At 70.9% G+C, this 19,200-nt stretch carries 20 protein-coding genes; 9 read left to right on the forward strand and 11 right to left on the reverse strand.

Translation table 11 applies throughout. The features are described from left to right. Positions 1-19 precede the first annotated feature (19 nt). The 6 genes from solA to ABIC61_RS00730 all read left to right on the forward strand — a co-directional run bounded on the left by solA (position 20) and on the right by ABIC61_RS00730 (position 7,393). Entirely contained in the window at positions 20-1,228 is a 1,209-nt protein-coding gene (gene solA / locus ABIC61_RS00705) for an N-methyl-L-tryptophan oxidase (protein WP_354028426.1), read from the forward strand. Then, positions 1,225-1,974, forward strand: coding sequence for an SDR family oxidoreductase (locus tag ABIC61_RS00710; RefSeq protein WP_354028427.1), 750 nt, complete (start codon positions 1,225-1,227; stop codon positions 1,972-1,974). The genes solA and ABIC61_RS00710 overlap by 4 nt, the downstream gene beginning before the upstream one ends. Positions 1,975-2,134: 160 nt before the next feature. Beyond that, entirely contained in the window at positions 2,135-3,802 is a 1,668-nt protein-coding gene (locus ABIC61_RS00715) for an ABC transporter substrate-binding protein (protein ID WP_354028428.1), read from the forward strand. After that, positions 3,799-5,463, forward strand: a complete 1,665-nt coding sequence (locus ABIC61_RS00720) for a dipeptide ABC transporter ATP-binding protein (RefSeq protein ID WP_354028429.1) — start codon at positions 3,799-3,801, stop codon at positions 5,461-5,463. The genes ABIC61_RS00715 and ABIC61_RS00720 overlap by 4 nt, the downstream gene beginning before the upstream one ends. Further along, complete coding sequence (locus ABIC61_RS00725) at positions 5,460-6,398, forward strand: ABC transporter permease (protein WP_354028430.1); 939 nt, start codon at positions 5,460-5,462, stop codon at positions 6,396-6,398. Before ABIC61_RS00720 ends, ABIC61_RS00725 begins: the two co-directional genes overlap by 4 nt. Continuing rightward, positions 6,395-7,393, forward strand: a complete 999-nt coding sequence (locus ABIC61_RS00730) for an ABC transporter permease (protein WP_354028431.1) — start codon at positions 6,395-6,397, stop codon at positions 7,391-7,393. The genes ABIC61_RS00725 and ABIC61_RS00730 overlap by 4 nt, the downstream gene beginning before the upstream one ends. A 73-nt stretch (positions 7,394-7,466) precedes the next feature. Here the strand turns inward: ABIC61_RS00730 and ABIC61_RS00735 are convergent, their stop codons facing one another. The 4 genes from ABIC61_RS00735 to ABIC61_RS00750 all read right to left on the reverse strand — a co-directional run bounded on the left by ABIC61_RS00735 (position 7,467) and on the right by ABIC61_RS00750 (position 10,885). Then, entirely contained in the window at positions 7,467-8,453 is a 987-nt protein-coding gene (locus ABIC61_RS00735; RefSeq protein ID WP_354028432.1) for a squalene cyclase, read from the reverse strand. Positions 8,454-8,463: 10 nt separating this feature from the next. After that, entirely contained in the window at positions 8,464-8,898 is a 435-nt protein-coding gene (locus ABIC61_RS00740) for a DUF2087 domain-containing protein (RefSeq protein ID WP_354028433.1), read from the reverse strand. Positions 8,899-8,942: 44 nt separating this feature from the next. Then, the gene (locus tag ABIC61_RS00745) at positions 8,943-10,262 is read right to left on the reverse strand and encodes a GNAT family N-acetyltransferase (protein ID WP_354028434.1); all 1,320 of its coding nucleotides are present in this window, start codon (positions 10,260-10,262) and stop codon (positions 8,943-8,945) included. Between the two features lie 128 nt (positions 10,263-10,390). Further along, positions 10,391-10,885 (reverse strand): MarR family winged helix-turn-helix transcriptional regulator, encoded by a 495-nt coding sequence (locus ABIC61_RS00750; RefSeq protein ID WP_354028435.1) that lies wholly within the window; start codon positions 10,883-10,885, stop codon positions 10,391-10,393. A gap of 91 nt (positions 10,886-10,976) precedes the next feature. Between ABIC61_RS00750 and ABIC61_RS00755 the strand changes: the two genes are divergently transcribed. Beyond that, positions 10,977-11,906, forward strand: a complete 930-nt coding sequence (locus ABIC61_RS00755; RefSeq protein WP_354028436.1) for an NADP-dependent oxidoreductase — start codon at positions 10,977-10,979, stop codon at positions 11,904-11,906. 55 nt (positions 11,907-11,961) lie between these two features. Here the strand turns inward: ABIC61_RS00755 and ABIC61_RS00760 are convergent, their stop codons facing one another. From ABIC61_RS00760 to ABIC61_RS00780, 5 genes are all read right to left on the reverse strand, one after another. Next, the gene (locus ABIC61_RS00760; protein WP_354028437.1) at positions 11,962-12,489 is read right to left on the reverse strand and encodes a hypothetical protein; all 528 of its coding nucleotides are present in this window, start codon (positions 12,487-12,489) and stop codon (positions 11,962-11,964) included. 1 nt (position 12,490) lies between these two features. Continuing rightward, positions 12,491-13,114, reverse strand: a complete 624-nt coding sequence (locus tag ABIC61_RS00765) for a signal peptidase I (protein ID WP_354028438.1) — start codon at positions 13,112-13,114, stop codon at positions 12,491-12,493. Further along, a complete protein-coding gene (locus ABIC61_RS00770; protein WP_354028439.1) occupies positions 13,111-14,004 on the reverse strand; it encodes a hypothetical protein in 894 nt (297 codons plus the stop codon). The genes ABIC61_RS00765 and ABIC61_RS00770 overlap by 4 nt, the downstream gene beginning before the upstream one ends. Then, on the reverse strand, positions 14,001-14,597 hold the full coding sequence (locus tag ABIC61_RS00775) for a TasA family protein (RefSeq protein WP_354028440.1): 597 nt from the start codon (positions 14,595-14,597) through the stop codon (positions 14,001-14,003). The genes ABIC61_RS00770 and ABIC61_RS00775 overlap by 4 nt, the downstream gene beginning before the upstream one ends. Positions 14,598-14,754: 157 nt before the next feature. Beyond that, the gene (locus tag ABIC61_RS00780) at positions 14,755-15,309 is read right to left on the reverse strand and encodes an alternate-type signal peptide domain-containing protein (protein WP_354028441.1); all 555 of its coding nucleotides are present in this window, start codon (positions 15,307-15,309) and stop codon (positions 14,755-14,757) included. 347 nt (positions 15,310-15,656) lie between these two features. Between ABIC61_RS00780 and pnuC the strand changes: the two genes are divergently transcribed. Further along, the gene (gene pnuC, locus ABIC61_RS00785; RefSeq protein WP_144751595.1) at positions 15,657-16,322 is read left to right on the forward strand and encodes a nicotinamide riboside transporter PnuC; all 666 of its coding nucleotides are present in this window, start codon (positions 15,657-15,659) and stop codon (positions 16,320-16,322) included. 67 nt (positions 16,323-16,389) lie between these two features. Further along, positions 16,390-17,022 carry a TetR family transcriptional regulator C-terminal domain-containing protein gene (locus ABIC61_RS00790; RefSeq protein WP_144751598.1) on the forward strand — a complete coding sequence of 211 codons (633 nt, stop codon included), beginning with the start codon at positions 16,390-16,392 and terminating at the stop codon, positions 17,020-17,022. Between the two features lie 5 nt (positions 17,023-17,027). Here ABIC61_RS00790 and ABIC61_RS00795 read toward each other — a convergent pair whose 3' ends face one another. Both ABIC61_RS00795 and ABIC61_RS00800 read right to left on the reverse strand, forming a co-directional pair. Next, entirely contained in the window at positions 17,028-18,245 is a 1,218-nt protein-coding gene (locus ABIC61_RS00795) for an ABC transporter permease (protein WP_354028442.1), read from the reverse strand. Then, positions 18,242-19,180, reverse strand: a complete 939-nt coding sequence (locus tag ABIC61_RS00800) for an ABC transporter ATP-binding protein (RefSeq protein ID WP_354028443.1) — start codon at positions 19,178-19,180, stop codon at positions 18,242-18,244. Before ABIC61_RS00800 ends, ABIC61_RS00795 begins: the two co-directional genes overlap by 4 nt. Between the last annotated feature and the right edge of the window lie 20 nt (positions 19,181-19,200).

Below are 19,200 nucleotides of genomic sequence, written 5' to 3' on the forward strand. Positions count from 1 at the left end.
ACCCATCGGAAGGAACCTCATGGAGACCATCACCACCGACGTCGTCGTCGTCGGACTCGGCGCGTTCGGATCCGCAGCGCTCTGGCGTCTCGCCGCCCGAGGGGTGGACGTCGTCGGCGTCGACCGGTACGGGCTCGGACACCACATGGGTTCGTCGCACGGCGCCACCCGGCTGTTCCGCATCGCCTGCCAGGAGCACCCCGGCCTCACCCCCATCGCGCAGAAGTCCCTCGAACTCTGGACCGCCCTCGGCGAAGCGAACGGCGAGACCTACGTCCGGCAGACCGGCTGCTTGTCCACCGGTTCGCCCTCGTCCCGCCCGGTGTCGGGTGTCACCGCGGCCGCTGCCCGCGCCGGACTCGACGTCACACACCTCGGTCACGACGAACTGCTCCGCGACTTCCCCCAGTACGGCGGCACCGCCGAGGACACCGTCGGCGTGCTCGACCCGGGTGCCGGTATCTGCTACCCGGAGAAGAACGTCCGGGCCCAGGGGGAGGCAGCCATCGCCCTCGGGGCACGAGTCTTCACGGACACCCGGGTCACCGCGGTCGAGCTGGTGGACGGCGGGGTGCGCGTGACGACCCCGACGCTCGTGATCGAGGCGGCGCAGGCCGTGGTCGCCGCCGGCGCCTGGAACGGCAAGCTCGTCCCGGGGCTGCCCCTCCGCCCGCGTCGCACGCCGCTGTACTGGTTCAAGCCGAAGGACGACGCGACCGCCTCGTTCGCCCTCGACGCCTTCCCCGCCTTCATCCACGAGCTCCCCGACGGTCGGCACCTCTGGGGGCACGGCTCCGACGAGGACTACCTGGTCAAGATCGGCATGGAGGACTCCGGAGCGAACTTCGCGGACACCGACGCGGACACCGTCGACCGGTACATCCACCCGCGCGACGACGTCGAACAGCTCTCCTCGTGGGTGGCGGACGCGTTCCCCGAGATCGACCCGGTCCCGGTCAAGGCCATCCCGTGCATGGTCACGAACTCTCCGGACGGACAGTTCCTGGTCGGCCGTCCGGACGGGGACCCGCGCCTCGTGATCGCGGGCGGTGACCACGGTCACGGGTTCAAGCACGCCGCCGGCGTGGGCGAGCTCCTCGCCCAGATCGCCGTGGGGGAGATGCCGTACACGACGATCGACTTCCTCGACCCGGACCGGTTCGCGAACGGAGCGGGCGCCGACGCGGGGACGGTGCACGCCGGATCCGTCGCACCGGTCGGCGCATGAGCGGGCGCCCGGTCGCGCTCGTCACCGGTGCGTCGCGGGGCATCGGCCTCGCGATCGCCCGGGACCTCGCCCGCACGCACACCGTGATCGCCGGGGCCCGGTCTGCGGTCGCGCTGACCGTGCTCCTCGACGAGTGGCCCGAGGTCGTTCCGTTCGTCTGCGACGTGGGGGACGCCGACTCGGTGGCGGCGGCGGTCCGAGACCTCGGGGTCGACCGGCTCGACGTCGTCGTGCACTCGGCGGGCATCGCGGACGAGCGCGCGTTCGACACGTTCACCCGCGACGACTGGCGCAGATCGTTCGAGGTCAACGTCTTCGGCGTGGCCGACCTGACGGCGAGGCTGCTCCCCGCACTCCGCGTCGCCCGCGGCACGATCGTCTTCCTGAACTCGGGGTCGGGGATGTTCTCGTACCCGGACGGCGCGGTCTACTCGGGCACCAAGTTCGCCCTGCGGACCATGGCCGACTGCCTGCGCGAGGAGGAACGGGAACGTGGGGTCCGTGTCGTCTCCCTGCACCCGGGGTTCGTGGACACCGACATGGCACGGACCATCCGGCAGGCGTCCGGACGCGAGGGGCCGGACGAGTCGTACGTGCGGCCGGAGACGATCGCGTCCGCGGTCCGGGTCGCGGTCGACGCCCCGCACGAGGCGCAGTTCGAGACCATCTCGGTCAGAGCGACGCTCCGCGCGGAGGCAACGGGTTCCGTTCCGGGCGCGTCGGGAATAGTGGGACGTCACGGGTGACTTGGACCGTTACGTCATGCGACGTCCGTCGCACGCAGGATTCGGACGGCCGACCGCCGCGGTGTCAGGATGGACGCCGCCCGGTGACCCGACCCGGACCACGTCAGCGATCGCCCCCACGGTCGCCACCCCACCACTTCCCACGAGGAGCAGCATCGTCATGAGACGCCCCAAGCGCCTGACCATCACCGCGGCGGTCGCCGCAGCAGCAGCCCTGGTCCTGACCGGCTGCTCGGGCGGAGGGGCCTCCGACGACGCATCGAGCGGCACGGCCAAGGGCGGCACGCTCAACATCCTGACGACGGCGACCTCGGTGCACCTCGACCCGGCCACCAGCCAGAACCTCAACATCACCACGCTCGGCCTCGTGCTGCGTCGCCTGACCGCGTGGGACGTCGAGCCCGGCAAGACGGCCAAGGTCGTCCCGGACCTCGCGACGAACACCGGCGACTCGAGCGACGGCGGCAAGACCTGGACCTACCACCTCAAGAAGGGGCTGAAGTTCCAGGACGGCACGGCGATCACCACGAAGGACATCAAGTGGGGCATCGAGCGCTCGTTCGCGCCGACCCTCACCGGTGGCCTGAGCTACCACAAGTCGCTCCTCGTCGGCGGTGACACCTACAAGGGCCCGTTCGACGGCAAGACGCTCGACAGCATCGAGACGCCGGACGACTCCACCATCGTCTTCAAGCTCAACGCGGCCTACGGCGACTGGCCGTGGCTCGTGTCGATGCCCGCGTTCGCCCCGGTCCCCGAGGGCGACGGCACCGACACCGGTGCCTACGACGCCAAGCCCGTCGCGTCCGGCCCGTACCAGGTGCAGTCGAACACGCAGGGCTCGCAGATCACGCTCGTCCGGAACAAGGAGTGGAGCGCGTCGACCGACGACGTCCGCACCGCCGGTCCCTCGAAGGTCGTGTTCAAGGAGAGCCGGGACCCGTCGACGGTCACCCAGACGCTCATCGCCGACAACGGCGACGCGAAGGACTCCTTCGGCGCCACGTACCTCGGTGCGGCCGAGCTGAACCAGGTCCGCTCGAACCCGTCCGCGCAGGACCGCCTCGCCACCTCGAAGGCCGGCCCGATCACCTACATGGCGATCAACACGCAGAAGGGCTCGCTCAAGGAGCTCAAGGTCCGCCAGGCCCTGCAGTACGCCGTCGACAAGAAGTCGTACCGGATCGCCGCCGGTGGTGCGCTCGCCGGCTCGTACGCCACGACCCTCATCACGCCGGGCATCGCCGGTCGCCAGGACTACGACCTGTACAAGCCGGGTGCGTCCGGTGACGTCGCCAAGGCGAAGGAGCTCCTGCAGGAGGCCGGTGTCTCCGACCTCAAGCTGACCCTCGCCACGCCGAACGACCCGTCGAGCCTCGCCCAGTCGCAGGCCCTGCAGGCCGGCCTCAAGCGCGCCGGCATCACCGTCACGCTGAAGCCGCTCGACTCGGACTCGTTCTACACCGCGACGACCGACGGAACCGACTTCGACCTGGCGCTCTTCAGCTGGCAGCCGGACTTCCCGAGCGCGAACGCCAACATCCAGCCGCTCTACGACTCCTCGCAGATCGGTGGCGGCGGCTACAACGTCTCGAAGTACAGCAACCCCGAGGTGGACGCCCTCATCAAGGAGGCCAGCGCGACCGTCGACCAGAAGGACGCGCAGAAGCTCTGGGCCGAGGCGGACAAGAAGATCATGGGCGACGCCCCGATCGTGCCGCTGACCTACGCGAAGCAGTCGTTCCTCGCCGGCTCGAACGTGCAGAACTTCCAGATCGCGGACTTCCCGGCGTACCCGAACTACCTCAAGGTCTCGCTCGCGAAGTGAGTGCACCGCTGCTCGAGGTCGAGGGGCTCCGCGTCGCGTTCGGCGACGCGGAGCCCGTCGTCCGTGACGTCTCCTTCACCCTGACGCCCGGCCGGGTGCTCGCCCTGGTCGGCGAGTCCGGCTCGGGCAAGTCCGTCAGCGCGATGAGTGTGCTCGGCCTGCTCCCGCCGGAAGCCCGGGTCAGCGGCAGCATCCGGTTCCGCGGCACCGAGCTCGTCGGCGCGACGGACGACCAGCTGCGCGCGGTCCGTGGCGCCGGCATCGGCATCGTGTTCCAGGAGCCGATGAACTCCTTCACGCCCGTGCTCTCGATCGGGACGCAGATCGCCGAGGCGATCACGGCGCACCCGACGGACCTCGACCGTGCCGGGGTGTCCCCGCGGATCGACGAGCTGCTGCGTGCCGCCGGGCTCACCGACCCGCAGCGGATCCGGAAGGCGTACCCGCACGAACTGTCCGGCGGGCAGCTGCAGCGAGCGATGATCGCGATGGCGCTCGCGGGGGACCCGGTGGCGCTGATCGCCGACGAGCCGACGACGGCGCTCGACGTCACGGTGCAGGCGGGGATCCTCGACCTCCTCCGCAGGCTCGGGCGCGAGCGTGACCTCGCGGTGCTGCTCATCACGCACGACATGGGCGTGGTGGCGGACGTCGCCGACGAACTCCTCGTGATGCGTCGGGGCGACCCGGTCGAACACGGGACGGTCGCGGAGGTCTTCGCGCACCCGACCGCCGAGTACACCCGAGCACTCCTCGACGCGGTCCCCAGCCTGGAGGCGCGGGGTGCGGAAACCGATCACGTCACGACCGCAGGTGGGGCACCGGAGGCGAGTCGTGCCTCCAGGCCGCTCGTCGCGCAGCTGCGCGACGTCGCCGTGCGCTACGCACGCCGCGGCGAGCCTGTCGTGTCCGGCATCGACCTCGAGCTCTGCGCCGGCGAGACCCTCGGCCTCGTGGGGGAGTCCGGCTCCGGCAAGTCGACCATCGGGCGGGCGCTCGCCGGCCTGGTCCCGGTCGTGGCCGGTTCGGTCGAGGTGGACGGCAGTGACCTCCGCACGGCCCGCGGCGGACGGCTGCGGGAGCTCCGCAGCCACGTCGGCATCGTCTTCCAGGACCCGGCGTCCTCGCTCAACCCGCGGCAGACCATCGGGTGGAGCATCGCCGAGCCACTCTTGGTGCACGGCACCGCCTCCACCGCCGAGCGTGCGGAACGGGTGCGGGAGCTCCTCGTCGCGGTGCAGCTCGACCCGTCGTGGGCCGAGCGGTTCCCGCACCAGCTCTCCGGCGGACAGCGGCAACGCGTCGCCGTCGCCCGGGCCCTCGCACTCCGGCCCGCGCTCGTGATCGCCGACGAGCCGACCTCCGCCCTCGACGTGACCGTCCAGGCCGCCGTGCTCGACCTGCTCGCCGACCTGCAACAGGAGTTCGGCTTCGGCATGCTGCTGATCAGCCACGACCTCGCCGTCGTCCGGCAGCTCGCCGACGAGGTCGTCGTGCTCCACGACGGCCGAGTGGTCGAACGCGGCACGACCGACGCCGTGCTCGACGATCCGCAGCAGGACTACACGCGCATGCTCCTCGCCGCAGCGCCCGTCGCCGATCCCGTGCGACAGGCCGCCCGCCGCGAGGCCTGGCGCGCGTGGGAAGGGGTGGCCTCGTGACCGCCAACGTCGTCGACCGTCCGGTGTCGGCCGCTGCGAACCGGAGCACCGGGTTCCGCGCCGTCGTGCGCCGGGTCCGGCAGGACCGCTGGGCCGTGGCGTCCGCGGTCGTCATCGTCGTGTTCGTCGTCGTGGCGATCGCCGCGCCGCTCATCGCCGCGATCACCGGCCAGGACCCGTACGGCTACCACATCGACGCGCTGAACTCGTTCGGTGCGCCGAGGGGCGTCGGTGGTGGGATCAGCGGCGAGCACTGGTTCGGCGTCGAGCCGCTCACCGGGCGCGACCTGTTCGCCATCGTGACCTACGGCGCGCGGACCTCGCTCGGCATCGGCCTCGCCGCGACCGTCCTGTCGATCGTCATCGGCGTGCTCGTCGGTGTGACGACCGGGTTCTTCGGCGGCTGGTACGACCGGGTGCTCTCCCGGGTCGTCGACGTCATCTTCGGGTTCCCGTCGCTCGTGTTCATGATCGCCCTCACCGCGATCGTGCCGACGTCCTTCCCGAAGCCCGTGCTCGTCGTCCTCGTCATCGGCTTCTTCGGCTGGCCGTCCGTCGCCCGTGTCGTCCGCGGTCAGACCCTGTCGCTCGTGAGCCGGAACTACGTCGTCGCCTCGACCGCGATGGGCGCCGGCCGGTGGCACGTCATCCGGACCCAGCTGCTGCCGAACCTCGCGGCGACGATCACCGTCTACGCGACGATCTCGATCCCCTCGATGATCGGTGCCGAGGCCGCCCTGTCGTTCCTCGCCGTCGGCGTGACCCCGCCGACACCGTCATGGGGTCGGAGCATCGGCGACGCGATCGGGTGGGTGCAGACCGACCCGATGTACCTCGTGTTCCCCGGTCTCGCGCTGTTCCTGATCACCCTGGCCTTCAACGTGCTCGGCGATGCGCTCCGCGATGCCCTCGACCCCCGTGGAGGTGCACGATGAGCACGTTCCGCTTCATCGCCATCCGCGTCCTCGGTGCCGCGGTCGTGCTGCTCGTCGTCGCCGCGATCACCTACGCGCTGTTCATGCTGCTGCCGACGAACCCCGCACGGGCGATCTGCGACAAGCCGTGCACGCCCGACCGGCTGCGGGAGGTCCAGGCGTTCCTCGGCACCGACAAGCCGTGGCTCGCGCAGTTCGGGGCGTACCTCGCCGGGATCTTCACCGGTCGGACGTTCGGCTCCGGGGCGTCCGTCATCCACTGCGCCGCACCGTGCTTCGGGTACTCGTTCCAGCTGCACGACAGCGTCACGAACCTGATCCTGTCCCGCCTGCCCGTCACCGCCTCGATCGCGGTCGGCGCTGCCGTGCTGTGGCTCGTCGCCGGGGTCGCCGGTGGAGCACTCTCGGCCCTGCGCCGGGGGACCTTCGTCGACCGTGCCGTCATGACCGTCGCGGTCGCCGGGGTGTCCGCGCCGTCGTACCTCGTCGGGTTGCTCGGCATCCTGCTGTTCGGGTTCGTGCTCGGCGTCCTGCCCACCAGCGGGTACGTCGCCTTCGGTGACGATCCCGTCGGGTGGTTGACACACCTGATCCTGCCGTGGTGCGTGCTCGCGTTCATCAGTGCGGCGATCTACGCCCGGCTCACCCGCGGCGAGATGCTCGAGTCGATGTCGCAGGACTTCGTCCGGACCGCCCGCGCGAAGGGCCTGCGCGAACGCCAGGTCGTGGTGCGCCACGGACTCCGGACGGCGATCCTGCCCGTGGTGACGCTGTTCGGGCTGGACCTCGGGTCGCTGCTCGGCGGTGCGGTCATCACCGAGAAGGTGTTCTCGATGCAGGGCCTCGGTGCGCTGCTGATCGACGCGGTGCACACGCTCGACCTGCAGGTGGTCGTCGGCTTCACGCTGTTCTCGGCGCTGCTCATCGTGACGGCGAACGTGATCGTCGACGTGGTCTACGCGTTCGTCGATCCCCGGGTGCGCCGGCGGGCGTAGGGCACGGCGCGTCGCCGTCGCCGTCGCCGTCGCCCTCGCACGGTGCGAGGCCGTGGTTCGTTCGGTGCGAGGGTCACGCGGAGCGTGCGTCGTCCCACCACCGCAGGACTCGCGTGCCCGAGAGGGTGAGCCACCGCGACGGTTCACCCGCGGGGACGTCCACCTCGAACCACTGCCGCCCGGCCGGCCGTTCGCCCTGCGTCCACGTGCCGTCCGGGTTCCGTGCGGCGCGGACGACCTCGACCGCCTCGGCAGCGCGCGGGTCCGGCGGGGTGCCGTCGTGCAACGATGCCGCGCGCAGGTGGTCTGTCACCCGCAACGCGGTGTAGATCCACCGGAACGGGTACGCGAAGCGGTGCACCCAGGGGCCGACGACCTCGCCGTCGGACTTCCGGTGCAGCAACCGCCGTTCCAGCAAGTACTCCGCGCCCCGGTGCCGGGCCTCCCGGAGCTCCTCGGCACGTGGGTGCCGGCCGCCCGTGAGCTGCTCGTGCTGCAGCAACCCGTCCAGCACGTTGAGGGTCGAGTGGAACGAGGACACCGTCGAGCCCTCGACCCACTCGCAGTTCCAGCCGCCGTCGGGCTGCTGGTGCTCGAGCATCCAGTCCGCGATGCCGTCCACGTCCGCGCCGAGCCACGTGCCGTTCGCGAGCGTGAAGGCGTTGATGCAGCAGTCGACCTCGCCGCCCCAGTACGGCAGTTGCTCGTACTCCCACCGGCTGTTCGCGTCGAGCCGCGCGGCGGTGTCCCCGAGTACGGCGGCGTCGAGGCCCCAGTCGCGCAGGGCGTTGAGCGACCAGGTGGTCGCCGTGTACGGCTGCCCGGGCCCTTTCGCCTCGGGGCCGTCGAAGTCGAAGTCCGCGGGGAAGTACGCACCGCCCGCCCACTGCCCGTCCGGGTCCTGGTGGGAAAGCAGTGCCGCGCCGAGTCCCGCGGTGGCGACGCGTGCTCGGGTGGCCTGCCACGTCGAGGCGGGCCCGCCGAGGAGATCCCGCTCCACCTGCCACCGGATCGCCGGGTCGGAGTCGAGCAGCCAGTCGACCACGTCGTCGTCGCTCATGGCGCGGAGACTACGCCGAGCTGCCCGACCCGTCCTGCCCCACGTACCGGTAGGCCGCGCCGTCGTCCGTCCGCTCGAGCACCCCGAGGTCCACCGCGTCCCGCCGTACGATCGCGACGTCCTCGGCGAACATCGCGATCGCCGCGTTGAGCACCGGCTCGGGGACCGAACGAGTCGCCCCGAGCCGTGCGAACACCAGCCCCACGATGCGCAGTGACAGGGGGTGCCGTTGGTCGTCCGGAGCGGGCATCCGTGCGATGCGGTCGAACTCCAGCAACGCGGCCGGTGCCTGCAGCCGCTGCAGGTCCTGCGCCGTCCGCCCGAGCAGTGGCGTGTCCGGGCCGTCGTCGCCGAGCCAGTCGAACGCGGCGATCGCCGATCGGGTCCGATCGTCGATCTCGCCGTCACCCACCACGGCAGCACGCAGCGTCGGACTGGCCAGCACGGCGACCGCCTGCCTCGCTCGCCCCACCGACCGGCCGACGTCCATCAGAAGTACGTGATCCCGTGCGGCGTCCGCGGCGGGGTGAGCATCGCGCGGAGCAGCGCCGGCACAGCCGGGTCTGCGGCGCGCAGCAGGCCGGCGGCTGCCAGCGTGACCGGCGACACCGAGCCGAGCAGCAACGCACCGAGGTCTGCGACGTCGAGCTGGACGTCAGAACCGGCCACGTCGGCGACGTCGGCGGTCTTCGTGACGGTGCCCCGTGCCTCCAGGACGTCCAGCCGGTACGTACCGGTGGTGAACCCGAGCGTGTCCGTGACGGCGAGCGTCAGCGAACCGTCGACGGCGTACGGCCGCGACGCGAGCACCGCCGGCACGTCGAGGACGCGCAGCCAGACGTGGTCTTCCTCGTGGTCGACGTCGTACGCGCGGTTGTCCCCGAGGGCCGCCACGATCGGGTCGTCCAGCCGCGACCGGTTGTACTTGACGACGTCGTTCAGGTCGATCGAGAGCAGGAACTCCCACAGCGACAGGTACGCGGCGTCGGTCGCGTAGACCAGGTCGACGACCTCGAGCACGGTGTCGCCGTCGCGGCTCTCCTTGACGCGCCAGGTGACGTAGCCGTCGACCTCGTCGGAGTCGTCCGGGCGGTGCACGGCGGCTCGGACGTCCTTCGCCTTCTGGCCCTCCTGGTCGAGGAGCCCGAACACGACCGGCCACGTGCCGGCGTTCCGGACCATCGAACCCGGGGTGCGCGCGTTGAAGCGGTCGAACACCGCGCGGCCGGGACCACCGGCGAGCCACTGGGGCGTGACGACGCTGACGACGCCGGTCGTCGGCGCGAGGAACGGCAGCGCGCGGTTGCGGCGGACGCTGACCGCGCGCTCGCGGATGGCGCTGCCGAAGCCGAAGCGGCGGTAGATGGTGCCCTCCGACGCGGTGAGCGACGCGATGGCGTAGCCGTCGGCGGCACCGCGCTGGAGCGCGTGCGTCATCATGCTGCGGAGGATCCCGCGGCGTCGTTCGGTCGGTCGGACCGTGACCGCGGAGATCGCCTGCGTGTCGATCGACGATCCGTCGCCCCAGCTGAGCGACTTCCGGAACCACGCGAACGTGCCGGCGGGCCAGGTCTCGTCGACGGAGCCGCTCGCCGGACGACGCACGTAGGCGCCGAGCCAGGTGTTGCCGTCCTCGACGAAGTGCTCGACCATGCGCGCGGCGTGCTCGTCGCCGGGGTGCGTCTCGTGGAACCCGAGTCCGACGGCCTGCATCCATGCCTCGGTCTCGGCGTCGGGTGCGCCCTGCTCGCCCGCGCCGGGCGCGAACTCGCGCAGTTCGTAACGGTCGTCGAATGCCTCGTTGCTCACGTCTCGACACTATCGGTGGCCGGTGACGAAGGAGAAGGGCCGGCCTGGAGGCACGGGTCGCCTCCGCCTCGTCGGTCGCGTCGTACGGTCCGCGGCATCTCGGTCCGTGGTCGGCTCGGCAGGTCCCGTCACTTCACGCGGCGTCGGGCCGCTGACCGCGGCGGGTTCGCGCGGAGGTGCCCGCTGATCGTGCCGAGGATGCGGGCGAGGTCGGCGGCGTCATCGTCGGTGATCGACGCGAACAGGAGCCCGTGCACCGTGCTGATGTGCCCGGGGAACACCGCGGCGAGGACGTCCCGTCCGGCATCGGTGATCGAGACCATCGTGCTGCGTTCGTCGTCCGGTGACGGCGATCTGGTCACGAGTCCGCGCTGCTCGAGCAGCTGCGCCTGGTAGGTCAACCCGCTGCGGCTGTACACGACCCCGTCGGCGAGGTCCGTCATCCGCATGTGCCCGTCGGGGGCGTCCCCGAGCGTGGCCAGGAGCTGGAACTGCACGTAGCTGAGCCCACCCACGTCCTTGAGCTGCTGCTCGACGGCGGGGCGGAGGAGCGCACCGACCTCGGTGAAGGCGAAGTACGCGCCCAGCTGCGTCGGGGTCAGGGAGGTCGGGGTCTCGGACATGATCCGATCCTACCTGTTGCTTCGAGTTCGAAGCAGTGGTACGTTCCTGGTATTCGCTTCGAATTCGAAGCAAACGACGAAGGAGATCATCATGAAGGCAGTGCAGTTCCACGAGGTCGGCGGACCCGAGGTCCTCCAGTACGGCGAGGTCGAGCAGCCCACGCCCGGTATCGGCGAGGTGCTCGTCCGGGTCACCGCGTCCGCCTACAGCGCGGCCGACAACGGCATGCGCGCCGGGTTCCTCCCGATCCCGATCGAACTCCCGCACATCCCTGGCTACGACGTCTCCGGCGTGGTCGACATCCTCGGCGACGGCGTCACCGACCTCGCGGTGGGCGATGCCGTGATCGGGTTCCTGCCCATGGAGCGCGACGGGGGAGCGGCCGAGTACGTCGTCGCCCCGGCGGACGCCCTCGTCCCGGCGCCGACGAGCATCCCGCTGGCCGACGCCGCGGCCCTGCCGTCCGTGGCGTTGACCGCGTGGCAGGCGCTCGTCGACTCCGGTCGGCTCGAAGCCGGGCAGCGACTGCTCATCGTCGGTGCGGGCGGTGTCGTCGGCAAGTACGCGATCCAGCTCGCGAAGCGCCTCGGCGTGCACGTCATCGCGACGGCCAGCCCGCGCAGCGCCGACGCGGTCCGGGCAGCGGGTGCCGACCAGGTGATCGACCACACCGAGACGGACGTCCTGCAGGCGGTCGAGGGGCAGGTCGACGTCCTGCTCAACCTCGCGCCGCTCGAGCCCGAGCGGTTCGAGGCGTTCGTGGCCGCGGTCCGTGACGGGGGAACGGTGGTGAGCACCACGGCGTTCATCGCGACGCCGGGCGACGAGTCCCGGGGTGTCCGTGCCGAGACGGTGTTCGTCCTGCGGAACCGGGAGCGTCTGGCCGAGCTCGTGTCGCTCGTCGACGCCGGTGAGCTCACGGTCGAGGTGACGCGGCGGGTCCCGCTGACGGAGCTCGGGGCCGTGCACGCCGAGGGCGCTGCGGGGCGGATCGCGGGCAAGGTCATCGTCCTCGTCTGAGAGCCCGTCGGTCGCGATCAGGTCTGGACGGGTTGACCGTCCTTGGACGGTCCGCTCAGTCCGTCGCACCCCGCGGCGGATCGACCAGCAACCCCACCCGATCGGCGAGGTACGCCTCGAGCGGCACGGCAGAACCCGCGGCGGGGGACCAGCGCACGAGCGGGATACCGTCGTCGACGAAGAGCACCGCCGACGAACCGACGAGCGACTCGTCGAGCGGGATCGGCGTCGCCCCGTGGTTCACGGTGTCGCCCGGCGCGAAGTGCCCCTTCTGCGCCGCTGCCCGGTACGCCCGTCGTACCTCGGCGGAGACGGAGACGAACTGTGAGCGTCCGGGGTCGGTGACCCGCGTGATCAGGCCCGTCGCCCAGACACGACCGCCGGTCTCGAGCGACGAACCCACGAGCAGTGCACCGATCCGCCAGACGCGACCGAGCGACCGCATGGTGGGCTCGCGGCGGATGCCGAGCACGGCCTTCGGCTCGACGTACTCGCCGAGTGCCTCGTCCGGGACCGCGGCGGTCCGGAGCGTCCGGGCGGCGTCGTCGAGCAGCGCCCTCGCCCGTTCCACGCCGTCCGTCACGTCACCCGAGCGTAGCCCGGTGCGCCCCCGATGACCGACGCCCACCAGCCGTGCTGCTCCGCCGGCGCCGCGCCGCGGACACGATCCCGATCGTCACCATCACGGCTCCGTAGGCGAGCAGCACCCCCGCGATCGCCGGGATGAGCCACGTGCGCGACCCGTTGACGAGCTGGTTGACCAGCCCGATGTCCGGCAGGCTGTACCAGACCACGCCACGGACCTGTGCGGCGGTGACCGGTGCCGGGTCGGCGAGCGCGTTGTTGTCGCCCTTGAGCGTGAAGGTCCGGGACCCGTCGGACGACGACGCCACGGAGACCACCCGGTGGCTGATGACCGCGGGCTGCCCGGAGGTGATCTGGTACGTCACGACGTCGCCGATCCGGATGTCGTCCACCGGGGTCGGCCGGACGACGAGCAGGGTGCCCGGGGGCAGCGTCGGGTCCATCGACTGCGTCAGCACCGTGAGCGGGGTCGACCCGGTGGCCTTCGGCACGACGATCAGCACGACCGCCAGCCCCGCGACGAGCAGGAGCAGCCCGGTGCTCAGGCCGAGCCCCACGGCGCGGACCACGGCCTTCCAGCCCGCGACCGAAGAACCGGTGACCGACGCACCGGCAGTGCTCATGCGCCGCATCGGACTGCCTTCCCGTTGTTCTGCGTGAAGAGGGTGATCGTGCCGCTGGCCACGACGGTGCTCGTCGGGTTGCCCGCGCTGTCGAGGATCTTGACCGTGACCGTCACCGGGCCGCTGGTGGCGATGTTGGCCGGGATCTGGTCGGGCGCCAGGGTGAATCGCCCGTAGTAGTCCTGCTCCTTCTGGCCGACCATGGTCGAGGCGTCGGGACCGACGAACGCCCCGTACCAGGTGTCCTTCGGGCGGTTCGAGGTCGGCCACGCGACCTCGACGTACGTGCCGCTGTGGTCCGTGCAGGTGAACGCCGGGGTGGCGGCCGAGGTGTTCAGGTAGAAGCCGCCCTGCACGACGCCCGACGTCCACGTGCCCGCCGTGACCGTGAGGTTGACGTTCACGTTCGTGGTGGTGGACGCGGGAGCGGACGAGCTCGGCGTGCTCCGCGTGCACCACACGGCGCTGGCGCCGGCGGCGAGCTTCGACGTCATGCTCGGCAGCGACGCCCAGGTGCCGGAGACGGACCCGGTGCCGACCGAGGTGGACGCCGTGCAGGCCGACGTCGAGGCAACGGGCCACGCGACGACGCTCACCGCTTGCGCGAGGGCGGTCGAGCTGCCGGACACGACGGACACGGTGGTCGTCGCGGTGCCGGCGAGCGAGCCGGAGTTCGTCAGGGTGATCGGCTTCGTCATCGACGTCACGCTCGACGAGAACGTGGTCGTCATGTCGCTGGTGCCGCTCAGGGACGCCCCGGTCTTGCCGATCGTCACGCTCGAGGCGGTGGTCCCGGTGGCGCTCCACAGTGCCCACGCGGCCGAGGACCCACCGGCGAGGAACGCCGCGGTGAGCAGGACCGCGAGCAGGGCGCGGATGCGGCGGCTCACGCGCTCACCTGCGTCCCGGTGACGGTGAGGGAGAAGTCGGTCACGGCGCCCGCCACGCTCTGCGGCGCATCGGCGTCGAGGTCCATCTCGACACAGCCGACGGCGCTGGTTCCGGCGGCGAGTGTGAAGGACCCGCTCCCGGTGTCGAAGGCGGCGAGCCGACCGCTCGCGCCGGACAACCCCGTGCGGCAGTCGGCCGTCGAACCGACGACGGACAGGCGTAGCGTCAGCTCGCCGAGCACGGTGGCGGTCGTGGAGTTCGTGGCGTACGACACCTTGGTCGAGGTGGTGGCGACGCGCATGCTGAGCGGGATCGATCCCGTGTTCTGCACGGTGAAGGTCCCGGTCACGCCGGTCCCCGGCCCGAGCACGGCCGTGTTCATCGCCGAGAGCGGCCCGGTGGTGATGGTCGCGGTGGCGGACCGGACGGTCGACGCCGAGGTGCTCGCCGTGCCGTTCCAGAGTGCGTAGGTGCCTCCGGTGCCGAGCATCGCGGTGACGACCGCGACGACCAGGGCGGTGACGGTCGGCCAGATCCACCGGTGACGACGCGGTGCGCGGTGGCGCCCGGTCGTCCTCGGCGTGCTGGTCATGTCCGTCCCCTGGTCGTCGTGGTCGTGCGGTCACCGCCGGTGGGGCGGTGCGGTGGTGCAGGTGGTGCCGACACGGCCTGGAGGCACGTGGTCGCGATCGGCGGATCAGGGACCCATCGAGACCACGGCCTTCCAGGCCCGGGGCGGCACCCGCGGGTCAGGAACCGATCGCGGTCTGCGTCAGCGTGAAGGCGAGGGCGCCGACGTTGAGGGTCCCGCCCTGCCCGGTGGTCGCCGAGGAGGGGAGCGCGATGGTGAAGACGACCTTCACCGTCGAGGTCGCCGCCGAGGGCGAGACGACGAAGGTGTTCGCGTTCGACGTCGACTGCACGACCGAGGCGCTCGACGACGCCACCGCGAGGGTCTTCGTCGTCGCGGCGAGGAGCGCGGCGTCGCCGGTGATGCTCTGGTTAGCGTACGTGAGGTTGGCCTTGAGGTCCTGCCCGGTCGCACCGATCGTCAGCGTCTGGGTGAACTGGTACGTGTTGCCCGGCACCATGAGGGCGCTCGCCGGGTTGATCGTTGCCGAGCGGCCGTTCGTGACGTCCGTCCAGACGCCGTCGTTGTTGGCGCTGAGGGTCAGCGAGCCGGAGCTCACCGAGGACGCGGCCGTGCTGGCGCTGGCGTTCCACAGGGCGAAGGTGCCCGCACCGCCGAGGAGGAGAGCGACGCCGGCGGCGCCGGCGATGGCACCGGTCACGATCTTGTGCATGGAGGAGTCCGTTCCTGCGCGTTCGGGCGCGCTGAGGCCACCGGCAGCGCCGATGGGACGATGTCATCGGCCCCTGGTTCGCGGGGCCGCGGCTGACCTGTGCCGGAGAGTGGTCGCCGGGCTCCGCGACGTGACACGTCTCGGGCGGGCTGGACTCGCTCTGGTGACGACGCTACCGGTCCCCCAAAGTGCCGACAAGAGGGAACATGCGTCTGAATGGACCCAGTGCTGGGGGCATTTTCGTCCCCGAGAGTGCCGACACATTTTGTACCCCGGTCTGACGCTCCGGGAACGCGGAATGCCGGACACCCCCGTACCGTTGCACCGTCCGGAAACGAGGAGGGCCCATGGGCATCGTGCGGTGGCTGTTCGACGCGCAGCTCGTCATCGGCGACCAGACCGTGCTCTGGCGCGAGGTGATCGGCAACGTGTTCGGCCTGCTCAGCGCCCTCGGTGGGATGCGGCGCAAGGTGTGGGCCTGGCCGGTGGGCATCGTCGGCAACGCCCTGCTCTTCACCGTCTTCATGGGTGCGCTCTTCGACACCCCGAACCCGGTCAACCTGCTCGGCCAGGCGGGCCGACAGGTCATGTTCATCATCGTGAGCGTCTACGGCTGGTACCGCTGGACGCACCGTCCCGACGACGCGACGACCGTGATCGACCCGCGCTGGGCCTCCTGGAGGGCTCGTGGACTCATGGTCCTCGTCATGGTGGGCGGCACCGCGGTCCTGACCCCGATCTTCCGCGCCCTCGGTTCGTACGAACCGGTCTGGAGTGACGCCTGGATCTTCGTCGGGTCGCTGCTCGCCACCTACGGAATGGCGAAGGGCTGGGTCGAGTTCTGGCTCGTCTGGGTCGCGGTGGACCTCGTGGGTGTTCCGCTGCTGTTCTCGGCCGGCTACTACGCATCCGGACTCATGTACGTGTTCTACGGGGTGTTCACCCTGACCGGGTTCTTCGTCTGGATGAACCAGCGGACGAAGCCCTCGGCGGCACCGGTCACCGTCGGCTGACCGTCCGGAGTGCGCGGCCCCCGGTCTGGGACGAGACACCGGTCCGCCGACGAGGTGGGATGGTCGGATGGAACACGACCACGACGCCTCGCTCGGGGACGAGCAGTCCCTCGCCGAGCGGATCGTCCGCGGCGCAATCCGCGCCTACCGCCTCCACCCGTTCGACAGCGTCGACGCGAGCGTCGTCGCCGAGGTGGCCGGGATCGAGGTCGACGTCGTCGAGCGGCTGTTCCCGACCTGGGACGCCCTGCTGCTCGTGACGTACGACCGCTGGACGCAGCTGCGCGGGACGCGCCGGAAGAACCCGCCGTCGTGCACGATCGAGTACGTCCGGATGACCCTCGCGGAGGACGTCGCCGATCCGGGGCTCGTCCGGGTGCTCGCCGGCGTGATCACGATCGCGGCCGCCGACACCGGGTTCGCCGAGCTGTTCCGGAAGCGCTTCGAGGAGTACGTCGAACAGCTCTCCGCCGGGCTCCAGCGCGACGTCGACGCCGGCAGCGAGCGGCTCGCGATCCCGGCGTACCAGGCCGCGACACAGCTGCTGGCCGTGTACGAGGGGCTGCAGATACAGATGCTCGTCCGGCCGCACATCGACGTCCTCGTGGAGTTCGACCGGTCCGTCCGCACGCTCCGTCAGGGGTGGCGTGAGCGCGAGGTCCCCGCGTGGGACCTCGACGAGGTCGTCCTGACCCGCTGACGGCGCTACGGACGTGCGCGCCGCCACGACGCGATCTGGCGGAGTGTGACCTTCGACCCGTACTGGGCGACCGAGTGCCGGAACAGGTACTGCGCGAACCACAGCAGCAGTGCGGCGACGACGAACACCTCGACGATGCAGACGACGGACTCGATGACGGTGAGCGATCCGACCGCGTTGCGCACCATCGCGGTGATCGGCGTGAAGGTCGGGAAGTACGTGAAGAACGACGCGATCGGCGACGTCGGGGTGGTCATCACGAAGAACGCCGCGTAGAGCGGGATGATCAGCGAGAAGATCGCGACGGACTGGAGCGCCGAGGCGTCCTTGATCGAGGGGACCGCGGCACCGACGGCGACGAACAGCGCCGAGGCGAGCAGGACGCCGCCGATGAGCAGCAGCGCGCCGACGAGCATCCGCCAGGGGTCGACGACCAGCCCGCCGAGCCGCGAGGCGATCAGGGGGAGTGCCACCAGCAGTCCGATCAGCCCGGGCACCAGGAACACCCCGATCTGCACGAAGCCGACGAGCAGCATCGCGATGACCTTGCCGCGGATGAGGTCACCGGCGGTCACGGTGGTGAGGATCATCTCGGAGATGCGGTTCTCCTTCTCCTCGACCACGACCGTCACCATGCGGGTGGCGAGCAGGATCACGAGCCCGAAGAACGCGGCGACGTAGAGGAACGGCGGCACGATCGACAGCCAGCCCGGGGCGACCTGGCCGTCCGCGTAGGTCGTGACGTCGGTGTCCGGTGGCGACCGCAGCAGCTGGACGCTCTCGGGGTCGTCGACGGTCGCGGCGACGCTCTGCTCGAGCACGCGTTCGGCGAGCGAGGAGTACCCGCCGTTGCCGAACAGTCCACGATCGGCGGCGTCCACGCGGATGGGCTTGGTCGACGGCGACTCCGGGAACTCGATGAACGCGTCGAGCGTGCCGTCACGGACGGCTGCCCGGTCGGCCGCAGCGTCCGTGGAGGGCGCTCCGCCCCACTTCGCCGCGACGGTCTGGGACACGAGTCCGGAGTGGTCGACGTACCGGAACGGGGTCTTCGACGCCGAGGAGCTCGTCATGACCGAGTCGGTACCGGCTGCCTGGCCCACGCCGACGAGCAGTGACACCACGACGATGATGACCGGCAGGGCGAGCGTTCCGATCCAGAACGCGGGCTTCTTCACCGCGCGGACGAACTCGAACCGGACGACGGTCCCGAGGCGGCTCACGCGGCGACCCCCGGCGCTGCCGACTCGGCCGCGAGGGCGTCGTGCCCGTAGACCTGGACGAAGATCTCGTCGAGCGGGATCCGGCGCATCTCGAACGCGGTGACGTGCACGCCGGCCGACACGAGCGACGCGAGGATGTCCGACCCGTCGGCGGCCGCTTCGGGCGTCGGGACCAGGTACGCGCGGTGACCCTCGTGCCGGGCCATCCGGTAGAGCGGCGACTGCGGCACGGGGCCGTCGAGCCCGACCCTGGCGACCGCGCCCCCGAACGCGTCCTGCACGTCGGGGATGGTGCCGTACGCCGCAGCGGCACCGTCCTTCAGGAGCAGGATGCGGTCGCAGAGCCGTTCGACCTCGTCCATGTGGTGCGTGACCAGGATGACGGTGGCACCGTCCGCCTTCCGCTCGTCGACGAGGTCGAGCAGCAGTCGGCGGTTGACCGGGTCGAGGCCCTTCGTCGGCTCGTCGAGGATGAGCAGCCGCGGCCGGTCCATGATCGTGATCCCGAGCTGCACCTTCTGCTGCTGGCCACCGGAGAGCTTGTCGACGCGGAGCTTCGCACGGTCTGCCAGGCCGACCCGGGCGAGGTAGTCCATGCTCCAGGCCGTCGCCTCGGGGCCTCGCAGGCCGCGCAGTCGCCCGAAGTAGGTCATCACGTCGATGACGGACTCCTTGCGGTATAGGCCGCGTTCCTCGGGCAGGTAGCCGATGCCGCCGGTAGCGGGCTTGTAGGGGTGTCCGTCGATGGTGAGGGTGCCCGACGTCGGGGTCGTGATGCCGAGCAGTGCGCGGATCGTCGTGGTCTTGCCGGAGCCGTTGCTGCCGAGCAGGCCGAAGGTCTCGCCGGGGGCGATGTCGAACGACAGCCCGTCGACGACGTTGCGGTCCCCGAAGCGCATGACGAAGTCCCGCACGCTGATGCTCGCCCCACTCATGGGGCGACTGTACCGGGACC

Origin of the sequence: Curtobacterium sp. 1544 (genome assembly GCF_040544915.1) — a bacterium.
GTDB classification, from domain to species: Bacteria; Actinomycetota; Actinomycetes; order Actinomycetales; family Microbacteriaceae; genus Curtobacterium; species Curtobacterium pusillum_C.

Coding starts and splice junctions, on each gene's coding strand:
- ABIC61_RS00765 (WP_354028438.1), bottom strand. CDS start 13,114: ATGAGCACTGCCGGTGCGTCGGTCACCGGTTCTTCGGTCGCGGGCTGG.
- ABIC61_RS00755 (WP_354028436.1), top strand. CDS start 10,977: ATGAAGGCAGTGCAGTTCCACGAGGTCGGCGGACCCGAGGTCCTCCAG.
- ABIC61_RS00730 (WP_354028431.1), top strand. CDS start 6,395: ATGAGCACGTTCCGCTTCATCGCCATCCGCGTCCTCGGTGCCGCGGTC.
- ABIC61_RS00750 (WP_354028435.1), bottom strand. CDS start 10,885: ATGTCCGAGACCCCGACCTCCCTGACCCCGACGCAGCTGGGCGCGTAC.
- ABIC61_RS00800 (WP_354028443.1), bottom strand. CDS start 19,180: ATGAGTGGGGCGAGCATCAGCGTGCGGGACTTCGTCATGCGCTTCGGG.
- ABIC61_RS00710 (WP_354028427.1), top strand. CDS start 1,225: ATGAGCGGGCGCCCGGTCGCGCTCGTCACCGGTGCGTCGCGGGGCATC.
- ABIC61_RS00715 (WP_354028428.1), top strand. CDS start 2,135: ATGAGACGCCCCAAGCGCCTGACCATCACCGCGGCGGTCGCCGCAGCA.
- ABIC61_RS00790 (WP_144751598.1), top strand. CDS start 16,390: ATGGAACACGACCACGACGCCTCGCTCGGGGACGAGCAGTCCCTCGCC.
- ABIC61_RS00775 (WP_354028440.1), bottom strand. CDS start 14,597: ATGACCAGCACGCCGAGGACGACCGGGCGCCACCGCGCACCGCGTCGT.
- pnuC (WP_144751595.1), top strand. CDS start 15,657: ATGGGCATCGTGCGGTGGCTGTTCGACGCGCAGCTCGTCATCGGCGAC.
- solA (WP_354028426.1), top strand. CDS start 20: ATGGAGACCATCACCACCGACGTCGTCGTCGTCGGACTCGGCGCGTTC.
- ABIC61_RS00735 (WP_354028432.1), bottom strand. CDS start 8,453: ATGAGCGACGACGACGTGGTCGACTGGCTGCTCGACTCCGACCCGGCG.
- ABIC61_RS00780 (WP_354028441.1), bottom strand. CDS start 15,309: ATGCACAAGATCGTGACCGGTGCCATCGCCGGCGCCGCCGGCGTCGCT.